Annotated in this window: 13 protein-coding genes; 4 read left to right on the forward strand and 9 right to left on the reverse strand. The window is 58.5% G+C overall.

Annotated elements, in window-relative coordinates:
• Positions 1-13 precede the first annotated feature (13 nt).
• Complete coding sequence (locus ABCS64_RS00540; RefSeq protein ID WP_418889999.1) at positions 14-1,141, forward strand: NADH-dependent flavin oxidoreductase; 1,128 nt, start codon at positions 14-16, stop codon at positions 1,139-1,141.
• 1,850 nt (positions 1,142-2,991) lie between these two features.
• On the opposite strand, the gene ypfJ is transcribed toward ABCS64_RS00540, so the two are convergent.
• Both ypfJ and ABCS64_RS00550 read right to left on the reverse strand, forming a co-directional pair.
• A complete protein-coding gene (ypfJ, locus tag ABCS64_RS00545; protein ID WP_418890000.1) occupies positions 2,992-3,861 on the reverse strand; it encodes a KPN_02809 family neutral zinc metallopeptidase in 870 nt (289 codons plus the stop codon).
• Positions 3,852-4,121 carry a hypothetical protein gene (locus tag ABCS64_RS00550; RefSeq protein WP_418890001.1) on the reverse strand — a complete coding sequence of 90 codons (270 nt, stop codon included), beginning with the start codon at positions 4,119-4,121 and terminating at the stop codon, positions 3,852-3,854. Before ABCS64_RS00550 ends, ypfJ begins: the two co-directional genes overlap by 10 nt.
• Positions 4,122-4,231: 110 nt before the next feature.
• On the opposite strand from ABCS64_RS00550, the gene ABCS64_RS00555 reads away from it, so the two are divergent.
• Both ABCS64_RS00555 and thpR read left to right on the forward strand, forming a co-directional pair.
• Entirely contained in the window at positions 4,232-4,474 is a 243-nt protein-coding gene (locus tag ABCS64_RS00555; RefSeq protein WP_418890002.1) for a hypothetical protein, read from the forward strand.
• Between the two features lie 169 nt (positions 4,475-4,643).
• Entirely contained in the window at positions 4,644-5,189 is a 546-nt protein-coding gene (thpR, locus tag ABCS64_RS00560) for an RNA 2',3'-cyclic phosphodiesterase (protein ID WP_418890003.1), read from the forward strand.
• 133 nt (positions 5,190-5,322) lie between these two features.
• Here the strand turns inward: thpR and pta are convergent, their stop codons facing one another.
• On the reverse strand, positions 5,323-7,374 hold the full coding sequence (pta, locus tag ABCS64_RS00565; RefSeq protein ID WP_418890004.1) for a phosphate acetyltransferase: 2,052 nt from the start codon (positions 7,372-7,374) through the stop codon (positions 5,323-5,325).
• A gap of 569 nt (positions 7,375-7,943) precedes the next feature.
• Between pta and ABCS64_RS00570 the strand changes: the two genes are divergently transcribed.
• Entirely contained in the window at positions 7,944-8,624 is a 681-nt protein-coding gene (locus tag ABCS64_RS00570) for a hypothetical protein (protein ID WP_418890005.1), read from the forward strand.
• Between the two features lie 316 nt (positions 8,625-8,940).
• Here ABCS64_RS00570 and ABCS64_RS00575 read toward each other — a convergent pair whose 3' ends face one another.
• The 6 genes from ABCS64_RS00575 to ABCS64_RS00600 form a co-directional block, all read right to left on the reverse strand.
• Positions 8,941-9,318, reverse strand: coding sequence for a DUF2195 family protein (locus tag ABCS64_RS00575; protein ID WP_418890006.1), 378 nt, complete (start codon positions 9,316-9,318; stop codon positions 8,941-8,943).
• Positions 9,311-9,814 carry a tlde1 domain-containing protein gene (locus ABCS64_RS00580; RefSeq protein WP_418890007.1) on the reverse strand — a complete coding sequence of 168 codons (504 nt, stop codon included), beginning with the start codon at positions 9,812-9,814 and terminating at the stop codon, positions 9,311-9,313. Before ABCS64_RS00580 ends, ABCS64_RS00575 begins: the two co-directional genes overlap by 8 nt.
• Before the next feature lie 265 nt (positions 9,815-10,079).
• A complete protein-coding gene (locus tag ABCS64_RS00585) occupies positions 10,080-11,141 on the reverse strand; it encodes an ABC transporter ATP-binding protein (RefSeq protein WP_418890008.1) in 1,062 nt (353 codons plus the stop codon).
• 9 nt (positions 11,142-11,150) lie between these two features.
• Positions 11,151-12,860 carry an ABC transporter permease gene (locus ABCS64_RS00590; RefSeq protein ID WP_418890009.1) on the reverse strand — a complete coding sequence of 570 codons (1,710 nt, stop codon included), beginning with the start codon at positions 12,858-12,860 and terminating at the stop codon, positions 11,151-11,153.
• Positions 12,857-13,954 carry an ABC transporter ATP-binding protein gene (locus ABCS64_RS00595; RefSeq protein ID WP_418890010.1) on the reverse strand — a complete coding sequence of 366 codons (1,098 nt, stop codon included), beginning with the start codon at positions 13,952-13,954 and terminating at the stop codon, positions 12,857-12,859. The genes ABCS64_RS00590 and ABCS64_RS00595 overlap by 4 nt, the downstream gene beginning before the upstream one ends.
• 26 nt (positions 13,955-13,980) lie before the next feature.
• Positions 13,981-14,970, reverse strand: a complete 990-nt coding sequence (locus tag ABCS64_RS00600; RefSeq protein ID WP_418890011.1) for an ABC transporter substrate-binding protein — start codon at positions 14,968-14,970, stop codon at positions 13,981-13,983.
• Positions 14,971-15,142: the final 172 nt, after the last annotated feature.

Genomic DNA, 15,142 nt, shown 5'->3' on the forward strand with positions numbered 1-15,142 from the left:
GTGAGGTTTCACCATGCCCTACGAAAATCTCTTTCAGCCCTATACCTTTAACAATGGCGTGACCGTGAAAAATCGCCTGGTCGTCGCGCCGCTGACGCACTTTGCCTCAGATGACGATGGGCATATCACCAACGACGAACGCCGCTTTCTGACCGACCGTTTCCATGATTTCGGCCTGTTTATTTCTGCTGCCACGCTGGTGCACGACGGAGGCAAGGCGTTTCACGGGCAACCCGAAGCCATTGGCGAGGAAGACCTGCCCAGTCTGCGCGAGGTCGCCCGGATTATTCAGTCCCAAGGCGCAAAAGCATTGCTGCAAATTCACCACGGCGGCGCCCTGGCCATTCCCGAACTCAACGGCGGACAAATTTTCGCACCCTCCGCGCACGCTGGAAGCGGCGTGCAGGCTCTTTCCGAAGACCACATCCACCGTCTCATCGCCGGCTACGGTCACGCAGCCGAACTGGCGCTAAAGGCCGGTTTCGACGGCGTGGAAATCCACGGTGCAAACGGCTATTTGATTCAGCAGTTCTACTCCGCGCAATCCAATCAGCGCAGCGATCGATGGGGCGGCAGCGCCGCAAATCGCCTGCGTTTCCCGCTCGCCGTGGTCGATGCCGTCACCGCCGCCCGCGAAAAGCACGGACGTCCGGATTTCATCGTCGGTTACCGTTTCTCGCCGGAAGAGCCGGGCGAGCATGGCCTCACCATGCAAGAGAGCTTTACCCTGATCGATGCCCTGACAGCCAAGCCTTTGCAGTATCTGCACGTTTCCCTGTGGGATTTCTATAAACATGCCCGGCGCGGCGCGGATGAAACCCGCACACGCATAGAACAGCTTCACGCGCGTATTGGCGGCAAACTGCCGCTGATCGGCGTGGGCGATCTATACACCGCGCAACAAGCTGCGGAAGCCTTGGCCACAGGCTGGGCGGAATTCATCGCCGTCGGCAAAACCGTGCTGCTCAACCCGAATTGGGCGCAACGGGTGCGAACCGGTGGAGACATCCGGACCGAACTCGACCCTGAATGCGCCGCAGAGTATCGTTTGCCGGCGCGCTTGCTGCAGCTCAGCCTCACAGGCACCGCTCCCTGGTTGCCGCCAGTGAAAGGCATACCGCATCAGGGCATCGATATCTGAAGGCTGTGCGGCTTTGCTGCCGCCCCCATTCTTGTATGCAGGTTAGGGCATTTAGCAGGCCGAACAGGCGCTGCAGCGGGCGGCGTTAATTTTGAATTGCCGTATGGCATGACGCTTTTCATCTGGGCGCCTGATTCTCGATGAAAATGTGTTGCGTTTTAGGCGGCATTCGGCCGCAGCGAAAGGCCCCCAAAAATTCGGAAGATAAGGATGGGGCGATCAAGGTCTATTGCCGCCTGTCGGCGAACTTGATTAACTCGCTTACGCTCAAACAATCAAGCCCTTGTTCCCGACAAGCTGCCCCGCGCCTCTCTGAAATAGCGGCTTCCTTTGCCAAGATACGGCGTTGCTATGTTGGCCTTGCCGTACTACTCGTACTGTCAGCGGCTTACCGCCTTGTCTTTTGGAAAAGTCCAGCCGCTATGAGGCTTTCGGGCACACTTCTGAACCCCGCGTGGATAGGGCGTTTGCGGGAAGGTGCCTCTGGAACCCTTATGAATAAAGGGCTTCAGGGCAGGTGCCATGAAACTAAAAACAAGAATTTCCTCCGCATGCGCATTGACCTCCACCCACAAAACTCCTTTTGATGCCGTTGCGCTGTGCGGCAGCGCGCCCCGCTGACTTTCTTTGCCTCGCCAAAGAAAGTCAGCAAAGAAAGGCGACCCCAGGCGCGGACGACTCCTTGTCGCGGGCCGCTTGTCGGCGGGCTTGATTAACTCGCTGTGCTCAAACAATCAAGCCCTTGTTCCCGCCAAGCTGCCACGCGCCCCTCTGAAATAGCGGCTCCCTTTGCCAAAATACGGCGTTGGCTTCGCCTTGCCGTACTGCTTGTACTGTCAGCGGCTCGCCGCCTTGTCTTTTGGCAAAGTCGAGCCGCTATATAGGGGGATTAGGGCATCCCTCTGAAGCCCTTATGGATAGGCCATTTCCGGGCAGGCACCTCTGGAACTCTTATGGATAAAGGGCTAGCGGGCAGGGTGCCCGGAGATGTCCTAAATACGTGGGCTTCAGGCCACCTCTTTTTGGAGATGCACTTGCGCTGCTGCCCCCCGCGTTTTTCCAATTCGGGAATGCACCGAAACCCGCTCGGATAAAGGACTTCAGGGCAGGTGCCATGAAACTAAAAACAAGAATTTCCTCCGCATGCGCATTGACCTCCACCCACAAAACTCCTTTTGATGCCGTTGCGCTGAGCGGCAGCGCGCCCCGCGTCTGCGGCTGCGCCTAAGGGGGTTTTGGGTGCTTCGTAGTGATCGAATACCAAATGAGCATGCCTGGAAGCCCGCGTGGATTGGGCGTTTCCGGGCAGGCACCTCTGGAGCCCTTATAAATAAAGGGCTGGCGGGCAGGGGGCTCTGGGATGCCCTGTTTACGCGGGCTTCAGGCTACCTCTCTTTGGAGATGTACCTGCGCTTCCGCCACCCGCGTTTTTCCAATTCGGGAAGATGCACCGAAACCCGCTCGGATAAAGGACTTCAGGACAGGCACCTCTATAACCCTTATAAATAGGGCGTTTGCGGGCAGGGTGCCCGGAGATGCCCTGTTTACACGGGCTAGCGGGCACCTCCTCTGAAATGCCCTAAATACGCGGAGTTCAGGGCGCCTATATGCCTATATTTGAGATACCGCTAAATATAGCGGCTCGACTTTGCAAAAGACAAGGCGGTAAGCCGCTGACAGTACATTTAGTACGGCAAGGCGAGCTAACGCAGTATTTTGGCAAAGGAAGCCGCTATGGCATGACTTTGCCAAAGACAAGACGGTAAAGCCGCTGACAGACCATTCAGTACGGCAAGGTCAGGTCAACACCGCAACGCAGTATGTTGGCAGAGGAAGCCGCGATGTCTGGATTACAGCGCGTCCGTCCGGAAGGTGTCGCACTGACGGAAATCGCCGCTTTCCATCCCGCGTTTGAACCAGCGCACGCGCTGTGCAGCGCTGCCGTGGGTAAAGGATTCCGGCACGACGCGCCCTTGCGTGCGCTGTTGCAGGCGGTCGTCGCCAATCTGGGCGGCGGCGTTGAGCGCTTGTTCGATCTCACCCGGCTCGATGATGGCCTTGGCGGCATCGGCGCGGTTTCCCCAAACGCCCGCCAGACAGTCGGCCTGTAATTCGAGACGCACCGACAGCGCATTGGCCTTGGCGCGGCTGCTGCGTTGTTGCGCCTGATGGACTTGATCCGAGATGCCGAGCAGGTTTTGTACGTGGTGGCCGACTTCATGCGCGATGACGTATGCCTGCGCGAATTCGCCCGGCGCCTGGAAACGCTGCCGCAGATCGCGGAAGAACGATAGATCGATATAAACGCGTTGATCGCCCGGACAGTAAAACGGTCCCATCGCCGACTGTCCCATGCCGCAGGCCGTCGGCGTCGACCCGGAGAACAGCACTAGGCGCGGCTGCGTGTAGGTGCGGCCATTCTCACGGAAGACCTGTTCCCAAACCGCTTCGGTGCTGCCCAGCACCTTGGCGACAAAACGCGCTGCCGCATCATCGGCCGGCGGTTTTTGCGCCGGCGCCTGCGTGTGTACTGAGGAAGCGCCTTGCAGGTTAGAGGTCAGGTCGATGACCGTCATCGGGTCGATGCCAAAAAAATAGCTGGCAATCAGCGCCAGCGCGATCGTCCCGATGCCGATGCGCCCACCGCCGAAACCGCCGCCACGATAGCCGCTGCGCCGATCCTCAATGTTGTGGCTTTCTTCCTGATCATCTAGTCGCACGTTTCTTCCTCCTGCGCTGGGTTTTCCGTAGCGCCCTGCAAGGCGTCTGCCGCCTGCCTGCGCATGGTTGCCGTCTGCGCCTGTCTGCGTTTTTGTTCGAGCCGGGTATTTTTTCCGGCGTCAAAAAATACATAACGACTATACAGTTCGCAGCCTTTCATGCCCGGATCGCACGGGCGATTGGCGACCTTGCTGCACAGATCGTTCACTTCGTGCGGGCATCCCCATCCACCGCCTCCACCACCTCCACCGCCGGACATCGTTCTTGCTCCATCATCCAAAAGCGTATTGTCCATGCAGCCGGTCATGCGGACAAGTTTTCCGGCGTACAATGGCCCGCGTCCATAAAAAACGGGGAGCCGAGACGGCAATGAGCGAATGGGTACTGATTTTGACCATCAATTTGATGACTTTTCCCGGCGAAATGCGCGATGTCTCGCCGATCGTCATTGAGGGCTTCAAGTCGAAACAAAATTGCGACAGCGCGGCATCGGCAGTGACCGGACGCACCCTGGCGTTGCTGGGAAAGGCCCGCGAGCAGCAGGGCATCCGGCCGGATGACAGCCGGGGCGTTCCGGCGATTTGGTACGAATGCATCAAGATCACCAAATAATGCGAAGCGGCGGGGCGGGATGCCCGCACAGGCGTAATTTTCATGGTGCAGCGGGGATAAGATGTTGGTGGCGCTGGGTGGCGCTGCATGGCGTTGGCTGGCGCTTGATGGCGTCTGATGGCCGCTTGCGCACGGCCGCCGGTACTCGCGGCGTAGGATACGGTGGCGAATGAGACTGTTTTTTGCCTTGTGGCCGACCGCCCCCGTGGCGAAAGCGTTAAGCGATGTGGCGGAATGCTGCGCGCAGCGCTTGGGCGGGCGGGCAACACGGACGGCGACGATTCACATGACGCTCGCTTTTCTCGGCGAGCAGCCGCGGGAAAAGCTGCCGGAAATTCTCGCTGCGGCGCGTGCCGTGCGTATGGCGCCGTTCGATCTATCGCTCGACCGGCTGGGCGGCTGGCGGCATCATCGCCTGCTTTGGGCTGGGTGCCAGTCGGCGCCCGCTGCCTTGCAGGATCTGGCGGCGGGCTTGCATGCTCGTCTGCGGAATTCCGCGGCTGCGTTCGGTGCGGGTGATGCGGAGCGGGCGAAATGGCATTTTTTCCCGCATGTCACGCTGGTGCGCAAGCTGCCTGCGCAGGCGTTTCCGCTCGCGCTGCCGGCATGCCAGCCGTTGTCGTGGCCCTGCCGGAGTTTCGTGCTGGTCGAATCGCGCCTATCGGCCGCCGGCGCGGAGTATCGCCTGATGGATACTTTTGACTGTTGTGGCTGACAGGCCGTATGCGTCGTCGCCTCATCGGCGAAGCAGGCGTCGGTGAGCACGGCGTTTTCTACGGCATTGTTTTGTCTTGCTCTTGTCTTGCGCTGCGCCCGATCTTTTCATGCCGCGCCGGTTTCATTGACCTTTAGCCCGAGGCCGTTTGCGCCTGAATGGCGGTCAGGGCAATGGTGAACACGATGTCGTCGACCAGCGCGCCGCGCGAGAGGTCGTTGACCGGCTTGCGCAAGCCTTGCAGCATGGGGCCGACGGAAACCACATTGGCGCTGCGCTGTACGGCCTTGTAGGTGGTATTGCCGGTGTTGAGGTCGGGGAAAATAAAAACGGTGGCCTGCCCGGCGACGCGGCTGTCGGGGGCTTTCTGCCGGCCGACTTCGGCGACGGAAGCGGCGTCGTACTGGAGCGGGCCGTCGATTTCCAGTGTTGGGTCCGCCTGGCGCGCCAGTTCGGTTGCCTTGCGCACTTTCTCGACATCATTGCCGACGCCAGAGGTGCCCGTGCTGTAGCTGAGCATGGCGATTTTCGGCTGAATGCCGAAAGTGATCGCGCTGTCGGCGCTTTGCCTGGCGATTTCGGCCAGTTCTTCTGCGGTCGGATTCGGGTTGACGGCGCAGTCGCCGTAGACGAGCACCTGATCGGGCATGAGCATGAAAAAAACTGAGGAAACGATCGACGAACCCGGTGCGGTCTTGATCAGCTGCAAGGCGGGGCGCACGGTGCTGGCAGTCGTGTGAACAGCGCCGGAGACAAGGCCGTCGACATCGCCGGTGGCAAGCATCATGGTGCCCAGCACCACGTTGTCTTCGAGCTGGGAGAGCGCCTGTTGCGGCGTGAGCCCCTTGGACTTGCGCAGTTCAACCATCGGCGCGACGTATTTTTCGCGGATGGCGTCGGGGTCGACGATTTGTATCGATGCGGGCAGCGTTACGCCTTGCGTGGCAGCCACGTCCTCGATCGCTTCGCGCTTGCCGAGCAGGACGCAGTGGGCGATGCCTTTTTCTTCGCAGGTGACGGCGGCGTGGATCGTGCGCGGCTCGTCTCCTTCCGGCAGTACGATGCATTTGACCTCGGCGCGCGCTTTCTGGATCAGCTGGTAGCGGAAAGCCGGCGGCGAGAGCTTGGTGGTTTCCGGCAGGCTAAAGGTGGTCGAGATGGTGCCGGTGTCCAGGTGTTCGGCAATGGTTTTGACGACCAGGCGCATGCGTTCAATGTCGTCACCGGGCACGGCGCGCGGCATTTCGCTGATCTGGCGCGCCGTGCTGTAGGTATCGCCGGTCGTGCGTAGGATGGGGACGCCCGTGCCGAGCACGGGGCCGACCAGCTCCATCATCTGCGGATCGATGATGCTGGAATGGGTCAGCAAAATGCCGGCGATCGGAATGCCGCGGCTGACCGCCAGGGTCGTCAGCAGCAGGATATCGTCACGGTCGGCGCAGGTAATGACCAGTGCACCGGGCTTGAGATAAGGGACGTACTGAACGGCCTGGCGCGCGGCGAGGATGATGCTTTGCATACGGCGTGCGGTGAGTTCGCCTTCGGAAGCAATGTCCGCCTTGAGATGGCGGGCAATGTCGAGCACGCGCGGCGCGTAAAGCTGCGGCGTTTCATAAACGACGCCCCAAAGCCGCGTGTAGGCCAGTTCGTCTCTGGCGCCGTCGATGTCGAAATCTTCCGGCGCCATGTTGAGCACCGCGCCGGCGACATTGCAGCCCGCGCGCGCAAACTGGCGGGCACTGATCTTCAGGTCTTCAATCGCCGCAGGCTCCGCCGCGTTGGCCACCAGCACCACGTCGGCCTTGAGGCTGTTGGCGATGTTGATGTTCAGTTGCGAGGCAAAGGTATGCGTCGCCTCGGTATGCAAGCCCTCAATGATCAGGATATCGGTATCGGCGCTGGCGTCCATGCACAGCGTGACGATGTCTTCGAGCAGGTCGGCTTCGTGATTTGAAGCGATCCACTCCGCCGCCGCGGCGAGCGGGATGGATTCCGGCGCGTCGATGCCGTAAATCTTGCGCGCAAAGTTATTCGAGCAATCGCGGATCTCCTGCCCGACCGGCTTGATAAAACCCACCTTCAGGCCAAGCTGCAACAAGGCGTACACGATGCCCAGGGCGGTTGAAGTCAGGCCGGCATCCAGATGCACGGGCACGGTGAGAAATAACTGCGATTTGCGCGCCATTTTTCTTCCTTATCAAGCAAACAGAGGAAAACGGGAAAAGCGGAAAAGTTGAAATCGGAAAGAAGAAATATCAGAAAATCCCAAAAAAACCTGAAGAAGCCAAAGCAAGCGCCGCTATTATCCTGCATCGCCTGCCAGCAAGAAAGGCGGGGGATTATCAGATGCGCGGCGTTTGGTCGGAGGCATATATCCTTCAAAACCGGCTGCAAAGGAATAAGGGGCAAAGTAACAAAGGGCAAAGGCGCGCGCCGTGGCGCCAGACACCGTTTGCAATCATTGTAAACTGACGGGCAAAACAAAGCGCCGCTTTACGCCGACGACGTTTGGCTAGAATAGCGGCCTATGCCGGATGGGCGGCATCCGCAGCATATCGGGCGCATTCCGCTGCATGTCCGGCGGATCTCTGGCTGTGGCAGTGATGTCCGACGCCGTGTCTCTTTGGCGATGCCGCAATGAAAAGGCTGAACGCGGCACGCGCTTGCCCAAATGAAATTTTTTGGGCGCGGCATGGGGAAACGGGTGTATGCCGGCCGCTGGCAGGTAGGTGTTGACGAGGCGATGGAAAAATCATGATGGGCTTACGGATGGCAGGAATGGCGCTCCCTATCGAGGGGCGGGCGAATGGACGGGCGATGCGGGAAAACGCGCGGAAATGCGGGCGGGTCGGCGCCCGGCCTGTGCATGTGAATTCGGGTGCGGGGCGTTTTTTCCGCAATCTGCTGCTGGTGGCCGCCGGCTTGGCGTCATGGCTCGCTTTTGCCGGGTTGGCGATGGCCATTGAGGTTGTACATGCCGAATTCGGCCTATTGACGCCGCGCCAGGCCGGTGCGTCGGGACGGTCGCAGGATCTGACGCTTGTGCCGACACGCATCATTCCGCGTCGAACCGGCACGCGCTACGGCTGGGCCATCGAATTGCGCACGGACAAACGCCGGGTCAGCGTCCGTGAAGATTATCTGCTGCCGGCCCCGGCCCGGAGTCGTCATGACAATAGCCATGCCAATGGGCACGGCGACGGATTGGCGCAGCCAACGTCGTCCGCCCCGACGCTGGCGGATGCGGAAACGCGCACGCTGACTTTCGAGCGGCGCAACACGGTTAGCCAACGCCAACTCGTTCCGCGCAACGGCCTGATTTTCGGCGAATGGGAGATCGGTCCCCATGAGCCGCCGGGGCGGCGGCATCTTCAGGTGATCGTGGAAGGCGAGCTTGCCGCCGATTTTGAATATGAAGTGCGCGCAACGCCGTAAAGCAGATCGCTGTGCCGTGTGGCCCCATGTGGCCGCATGTAGTTTCCTTTATTATTCAATGGCCTGTAGCCCTAGTGAAAAGGGCGTTTGCGGGCCGTTGGCGTTAAAAGGCGCATAAATACTGGGTTTGCGAGCAGGGGTACGGGAATGTCCTGTCCATGCGGGGCGTAGCATATTTAGCGTATTCTTTGCGGGAAAAAGCGCGATGAGATAAGCGTGTCCCCGGCTTTTCCAGACGCTACACGCAAACTGCACTGAGAGTCCATTGATAAATCATTGACAGGCGCGAAAGCGTCTCTTATGAGATGGCTAACGGCTACAATGGATTGGTGCAAGATATTGTTAATATTATTCTCTGATTTTCCAAAAGCGATGGTTCGCTTGTCAGGACAATATCTTTTTCTGCTGTTTTTATAAAACTAATAAGGCCTTCCTGCAAAATCTGCTCTGCTCCGTTTCTAAAAACAGTGCTGGTATAGGTTGCCAGTGCAGAAAAACAGCCGCAATCTCCAATAGGTTTCTTTAGGCTTACTTGTGCGCTAGCGATGGCGATATTATTTATTTCCGTTCTTTTTATAATATTTATTGATACACAAGAGTTTAGCTCATTGTTTATACTAATTCCGCTAGAAAATGCAAACTCAGAAGCCAGAAGAGAGGCAAAAGCAAAAAGAAATACACCGAGTTTAGTCACCTGTTCCTCCATTGGTTGGACGATTTGCTATATATTTGATTTCAATAGTTAGTCGTCGTGATGTTGTTGCACGAAGAGTAGAAAAGAAACTTCCTTCAACCTCAATGCATCCATGGCTATAGCCCTTGGTAGAGTCGTGAATGTAAAAACCACCTCTTCTTGGTCTGCATGCGTTTACTGTTTTTTGATTAGCGGGTTCAATCCGTACTCTATGATTTCCCCAGTTTGCCCAATATGGCTCACAATTTCCCGCGTCTTTCCCTCGGGGTATTGTTTGTACCCCCCAAGCAGGAGAAAGATTGCATTTTCCAGTCCCATCATCCTTGGCAGTACCTAAGTCGGTATTGTAGATATGGTATATCCCTTCCGGAACGGGGCCGCTATCTTTGAGACACTGGTATGAGGGATGCTGGTATTTGTTCATCCCGGTTGTTGCCTTGAATTTCAGTGAATTCCATGTCAACGTTTGACCATCAAAATGCATGTCTATTAGCATCTAATTCCCTCTTTAATAAAGAATTGTAAATTCTATGAAAAGTGCAGGCACTCTAGCTAGCGGCATGAATTACGTCCTGTAAGTTTTGCTATGTTATGTACCTCCATATTTGATGAAATGGCGCGACAAATTAAATTCGGCTACACCTTTTGAAAAGTGATTGCTCTATTTATTAACCCATAAATCAATCCGTCCAGAATCCTTGGAGATTGACGGCAATTCTGCACTGAGCACGGTGCGTTCAAGATGTTTACAGGTCGTCGCCTCAGTCGTCCAACGCGTACCAGTGCGCGCGCGGGAAGGCGAGGCCAATGGCTTCGCCCACGTCCGGGCCGGGGGTGCGTCGACCTTTCTGGATGCGCACTTCGTGTTCGCCGATCTGGACGCGATAGTCAATGGTTTCGCCCAGGTAGACCTTCCGCGTTACCTGGCCGCGCACACCGCCTTCGTCGACGAAATTGATTTCGCTGGGGCGTGCGGCCAGCAATCCCTTGCCTGATGCGATCAGTTCGGCGGAAGGCGCCTGGCCGTTCGGCCACGGATACTCAACGCCGTTGATGCGCATGCCAGCAGGCGACAGGTCGGCGGGCAGAAAACAGGATAGACCGATGAACTCAAACACGAAGCGGTTGGCGGGGGAGCCATATACTTCCAAGGGCGTGCCGATCTGCTGAACGACGCCCGATTTCATGACGAGAATGCGGTTGGAGAGCGCCATCGCTTCCGACTGGTCGTGCGTGACATACAGGATCGAGAAGCCGAAACGGCGTTGCAGGTCGCTGATCTCGAAGCGCATTTCCTCGCGGAAATGCGGGTCGAGGCTGGACAGCGGTTCGTCGAGCAGCATCACGTCCGGACGGATGGCGAGCGCACGCGCCAGCGCCACACGCTGCTTGCCGCCGCCGGACAGGTCGTCGGGGCTGCCGGATGCGTTTTTTAATAGGTTGGTGTGCTTGAGCGCTTCTTCCGTGCGCGCGGCGATTTCTTCTTTCGGCAGTTTGCGGATGCGCAGCGGGAAAGCCACGTTTTCGTAAATCGACAGGTGCGGCCAGACGGCAAACGCTTGGAACACCATGCCGAAATTGCGATGCTCGGGCGGCAGATAGAATTTTTCCCGCTTCGACGAAATGAGCTTGTCTTTGACCCGGATTTCTCCGTCGTCGAGATCCTCGAAACCGGCGACCATGCGCAGCGTCGTCGTTTTGCCGCAGCCGGAAGGGCCAAGCATGGCGACGCATTCGCCTTGCGCGATGTCCAGATCCAGGCGGTCGACCGCTGTGACCTTGCCGAAACGTTTGGTGACTTGCCGTAATTCAATGTAAGCCATGAGAGTTCCTTACGCCGCTTTCTTTTCGCCAATCAAGCGCTTGATGAGCACTTCGCCGGTGACGATGATGATCAGGGCAATACCGGCCAGCGCCGCTGAATATACGGTTTCGCCGTCCTCATTGAGCGTGTAGATGGCGACACCGATGGTGCGTGTCGTCGGCCCGTAGAGCAGCACGGAAACTGTCAGTTCGCGTAGTGCGGGCAGGAAAATCAGGAAGAACGCAGCCATCATGCCGGGGCGGACGAGCGGAATAACAATGTCGCGCAGCGCCTGTCCCATCGTGGCGCCGGCCGCGCGCGCGGCTTCGACAAGCGAGTCGTGCACCTGTTCCAGCGCCGCCGAATTGGCTTTCAGCGAGAAGGCCATATAGCGGGCAATGTAGGCGATCAGGATGATCCAGACCGTATTGTAGAGATTGACGCCGAACTTCCCGCTCCAGGCCAGAATGACGCCCAGGGCGATGACCGAACCGGGCACCGAGAAGGGCAGCATGCCAAGAAATTCGAGGATGCCTTTGCCGCGCACCTTCATCTTGACGATGACGTAGGAGATGATGACCCCGGCGAACATGGTGATCAGTGCGGCGGTCAGCCCCAAGCTGACGCTGTTCCAGATCGAGCCGCGCGTCAGATCCCATTCAAACAGAATGTGCCGGTAGTTTTCCCAGGTGAGGTTTTCCAGCGAGAACGGCAGGCCGTAGGTTTTCAGGCCGCCGACGAGGAAAATCGTCACGGTCGGCAGCACGATGGTGAGTCCGATATAGATGAGGCAAAAGATCAGGATCGGAATGCGCAGACCGCGCAGCTTCAGCTCGCTGGGGCGAAAGCTCTTGCCGGCGATGATCTGGTAACGCCCTTTGTTGAGCACCTTGTTTTGCAGCCAGAGGATCAGTGCGGCGGTTGCAACCAGCACGGTCGCGAGTACGGTCGCCGTGCGGATCGACTCGAAACTGCCGGCGCTCTGGTGGATCTTTTCATAGATCAGCGTCGGGATGTTATAGATGCCCGTCTCGACGCCGAGCACAGCGACCGTGCCAAAGTGCGCCATCGAATACAGCATGATGAGCAGCGCGCCGGAAAGGATCGACGGCATGACCAGCGGAATGGTGATTTTGCGCGTGATGGTAAACAGATCCGCGCCCGAGATTCGCGCCGATTCTTCCAGCGTCGGATCCATGCGTTCGAGTGCGCCGCTGACCTGAATGAAGACAAAGGGAAACAGATACATCGTCTCGACCAGAATAATGCCGGCGTAGGAATAAATATCGAAGAGCGGGCCGTCGAAACCGAACACGTCCATAAAGAGGCGGTTGATGTAGCCAGCGCGCGGCGAGAGCAGCATCTTCCAGGCGAGCGCGCCGATGAAGGCGGGCAGCATGAAGGGGACGAGAAACAATAATTTCATCGCCCGTTTGAAAGGCAGGTCGGTGCGCGTGACCAGCCAGGCGAACAGCGTGCCGATGATGGTGCCGGTGACGGTGACGCCGCCGGAGAGAATCAGCGAGTTGAGCAGCGCTTCATACGTCTCGCGTTTTTGCAGGATTTGCGCAACGTCGGCCAGATTGAACTGCCCGTCGACCCAGAAGGCGTTGAAAAAGATCAACAGCATCGGGAAGGCGACGACAACCAGCAAAATGCCGACGGAGAGGGTGAACAACAGCTGCGCCATGCCAAAGCGCGAAGCGGGGGCGGATACCGATACGGATGTCGAACTCATGGGTGCTCCTCAGCGACGATTTCACCGTCGAACCAATGCACGTCGTCAAGCGTGACGTGGCAGGTTTCGCCTTCTGCGAACAGCAGACCGCCGGTAACGGCTTCGTGACTAGGCAGCGCTGCCCGCACCGACGTGCCGGCAATGTCGATCAGGTAGTCGATCTGCGCGCCGAGAAAACTGGCGCGGCGGATCGTCGCCGGCAGCGCACGACCGTCGGCATTATCGCGGGCAAGCGACATGTCGCCTGGCCGGAAACCGGCGGTCACGCGCTCGCCGGTGCTGGTCGGCGGCGCCCCGCTCCAGCGCAGCGGCGAATCGCCGACTGTCCAGCCGCCGTCCGCCGCGCGCTTGAGCGGCAGCAGGTTGGCGAGGCCGAGAAAGCGGAAAACAAAATCGTCGGCCGGCTGTTCATAGACTTCTTGCGGCGTGCCGATCTGGCGCAGTTTCCCGGCCGCATCCATGATGGCGATGCGATCGGCAATGGCCAGCGCGATTTCCTGATCGTGCGTGACATACAGGATCGTAATGCCGAGTTCTTGTTGCAGCGCCTTAATCTCGAAACGCATTTCCTCGCGCAGGTTGGCGTCGAGGTTGTTCAGCGGTTCGTCGAGCAGTAGCAGGCGGGGCTCGGAGATCAGCGCCCGCGCCAGCGCGACACGCTGCTGCTGGCCGCCGGAAAGCTGTGAAGGCAGGCGGTCTTCAAGGCCGCCTAGTCCGACAAGGCCGACCGCGCGCAGCGTGCGCTCACGCAACGCGTCGGCCGGCGTTTTAGCCAGTTTCAACGGGTAGGCAACATTATCGAACACGCTCATGTGCGGCCAGACGGCGTACTCCTGGAAGACCATGCCCAGGTCGCGCTGATCGGGCGGCAGCATTTCTCCGCCGGCTTCCGCGACGCGCTGACCGCCGATGGCGATAGTGCCCCTGTCGGGCGCTTCAAAACCGGCGATCAGGCGCAGCAGCACCGTTTTGCCGCAGCCCGATGGGCCGAGCAGCGTGAAGCATTCGCCGTTGTGGACGTCGAGCGACAAGTCGTTGAAGACCGTCTTGTCGCCGTATCGTTTGCTTAATGAGCTTAGTTGAATGTCGGCCATAGCGTAGTTCGTCGTTGAGTCGGGCGTTATTTCTGCATGATTTCGGAGAATTTCTTAATCGTGGCCTCTTTTTCGGCCATGATTTGCTGATAGTCGATCTTGATGGCGCGCTTCATCGCATCCTGCGCCGAAGGCAGCTTATAGCGTTCGGGCGTCTGCACGTCGGTGCGCACCGGCAGTGTGCCTTCATTGGCGATGATCGTCTGCCCTTCCTTGGACAGCAGGAAATCGACGAATTTCTTGGCGGCGTCGACGTTTGCGCTGTTCTTCAGAATGGCGACCGGGCTGGGGATGAGCAGCATTTCCTGCGGATAGGACAGCGCCAGCGTAGCGCCCTTGCCGATTTTGTCGAGCGTGATGTAATCGACGGCGAGGCTGGCGGCAAGATCGCCGGAAGCGGTGTCATCAATGACCTGTCCCGCGCCTTTGCCGACCTTGGCGCCGTTGGCGCGCAGCGCTTCAAAATAATTCCAGCCGAAGGCTTTCGAGAGCATGGCAACGCTCATGTAAGCGGTCCCCGACAGCGCCGGGTTGGCGATGCCGAAGGCGCGTTTATAGGCCGGCTTCTTAAGGTCATCCCAGGTTTTTGGCGGTTCCTTGATAAAACGGGTGTTGTAGGCGATGCCCAGCGTGCACAGGCGGGCGGCGGTAAACGAGCCGTCGTAATCGGGCAGCGGGTTGAGCAGCGACTTGAACTCGGCCGGCGTGTATTGCAGCAGCAGGCCCTGCGCTTTCATCTGATAGAAATCGGGCACTTCGCTGGTCCACAACACATCGGCGAGAATCTTGCCGGATTCGCGCTCGGCGGCGATTTTGGCCATCAGCTTGCCGGCGCCGGCCGATTGTGCGTCGAGCTTGATGTCCGGATACTTGGCGGCGAAAGCCGTCTTGATCTTGCCGATCATCGTCTCTTTCATCGAGGTGTAGACGAACAGTTTCTGTTCGGCAAGGGCGCTGGTCGAAACGCTCATGGCCGCGACGGCGGCGCACAGGCAAGATAGTTGTGTGAAGCGCATGGAGATCTCCTTTTCTGGTCAAGTGGTAAGGGTTCAAGCAATTGGGCCCGATTATAGGCATGGAGCGCGGCAGGATGGAAGTAGTGACGGCCAGAAAATGCCAGGCGCCCTGCGGGGCGGCGTAAAACCGCCTCGTGCAATGCCTCTCCCCCTATGGGGAGAAAGGCAGATT

The organism is Dentiradicibacter hellwigii (genome assembly GCF_041770905.1).
In the GTDB taxonomy this organism is placed as follows: Bacteria; Pseudomonadota; Gammaproteobacteria; order Burkholderiales; family Rhodocyclaceae; genus Propionivibrio; species Propionivibrio hellwigii.

Excerpts from the sequence above, each read along its gene's own strand:
- ABCS64_RS00540 (WP_418889999.1), top strand. The coding sequence starts at position 14 with ATGCCCTACGAAAATCTCTTTCAGCCCTATACCTTTAACAATGGCGTG.
- ABCS64_RS00550 (WP_418890001.1), bottom strand. The coding sequence starts at position 4,121 with ATGTCCGGCGGTGGAGGTGGTGGAGGCGGTGGATGGGGATGCCCGCAC.
- ABCS64_RS00555 (WP_418890002.1), top strand. The coding sequence starts at position 4,232 with ATGAGCGAATGGGTACTGATTTTGACCATCAATTTGATGACTTTTCCC.
- thpR (WP_418890003.1), top strand. The coding sequence starts at position 4,644 with ATGAGACTGTTTTTTGCCTTGTGGCCGACCGCCCCCGTGGCGAAAGCG.
- pta (WP_418890004.1), bottom strand. The coding sequence starts at position 7,374 with ATGGCGCGCAAATCGCAGTTATTTCTCACCGTGCCCGTGCATCTGGAT.
- ABCS64_RS00570 (WP_418890005.1), top strand. The coding sequence starts at position 7,944 with ATGATGGGCTTACGGATGGCAGGAATGGCGCTCCCTATCGAGGGGCGG.
- ABCS64_RS00580 (WP_418890007.1), bottom strand. The coding sequence starts at position 9,814 with ATGCTAATAGACATGCATTTTGATGGTCAAACGTTGACATGGAATTCA.
- ABCS64_RS00585 (WP_418890008.1), bottom strand. The coding sequence starts at position 11,141 with ATGGCTTACATTGAATTACGGCAAGTCACCAAACGTTTCGGCAAGGTC.
- ABCS64_RS00590 (WP_418890009.1), bottom strand. The coding sequence starts at position 12,860 with ATGAGTTCGACATCCGTATCGGTATCCGCCCCCGCTTCGCGCTTTGGC.
- ABCS64_RS00595 (WP_418890010.1), bottom strand. The coding sequence starts at position 13,954 with ATGGCCGACATTCAACTAAGCTCATTAAGCAAACGATACGGCGACAAG.
- ABCS64_RS00600 (WP_418890011.1), bottom strand. The coding sequence starts at position 14,970 with ATGCGCTTCACACAACTATCTTGCCTGTGCGCCGCCGTCGCGGCCATG.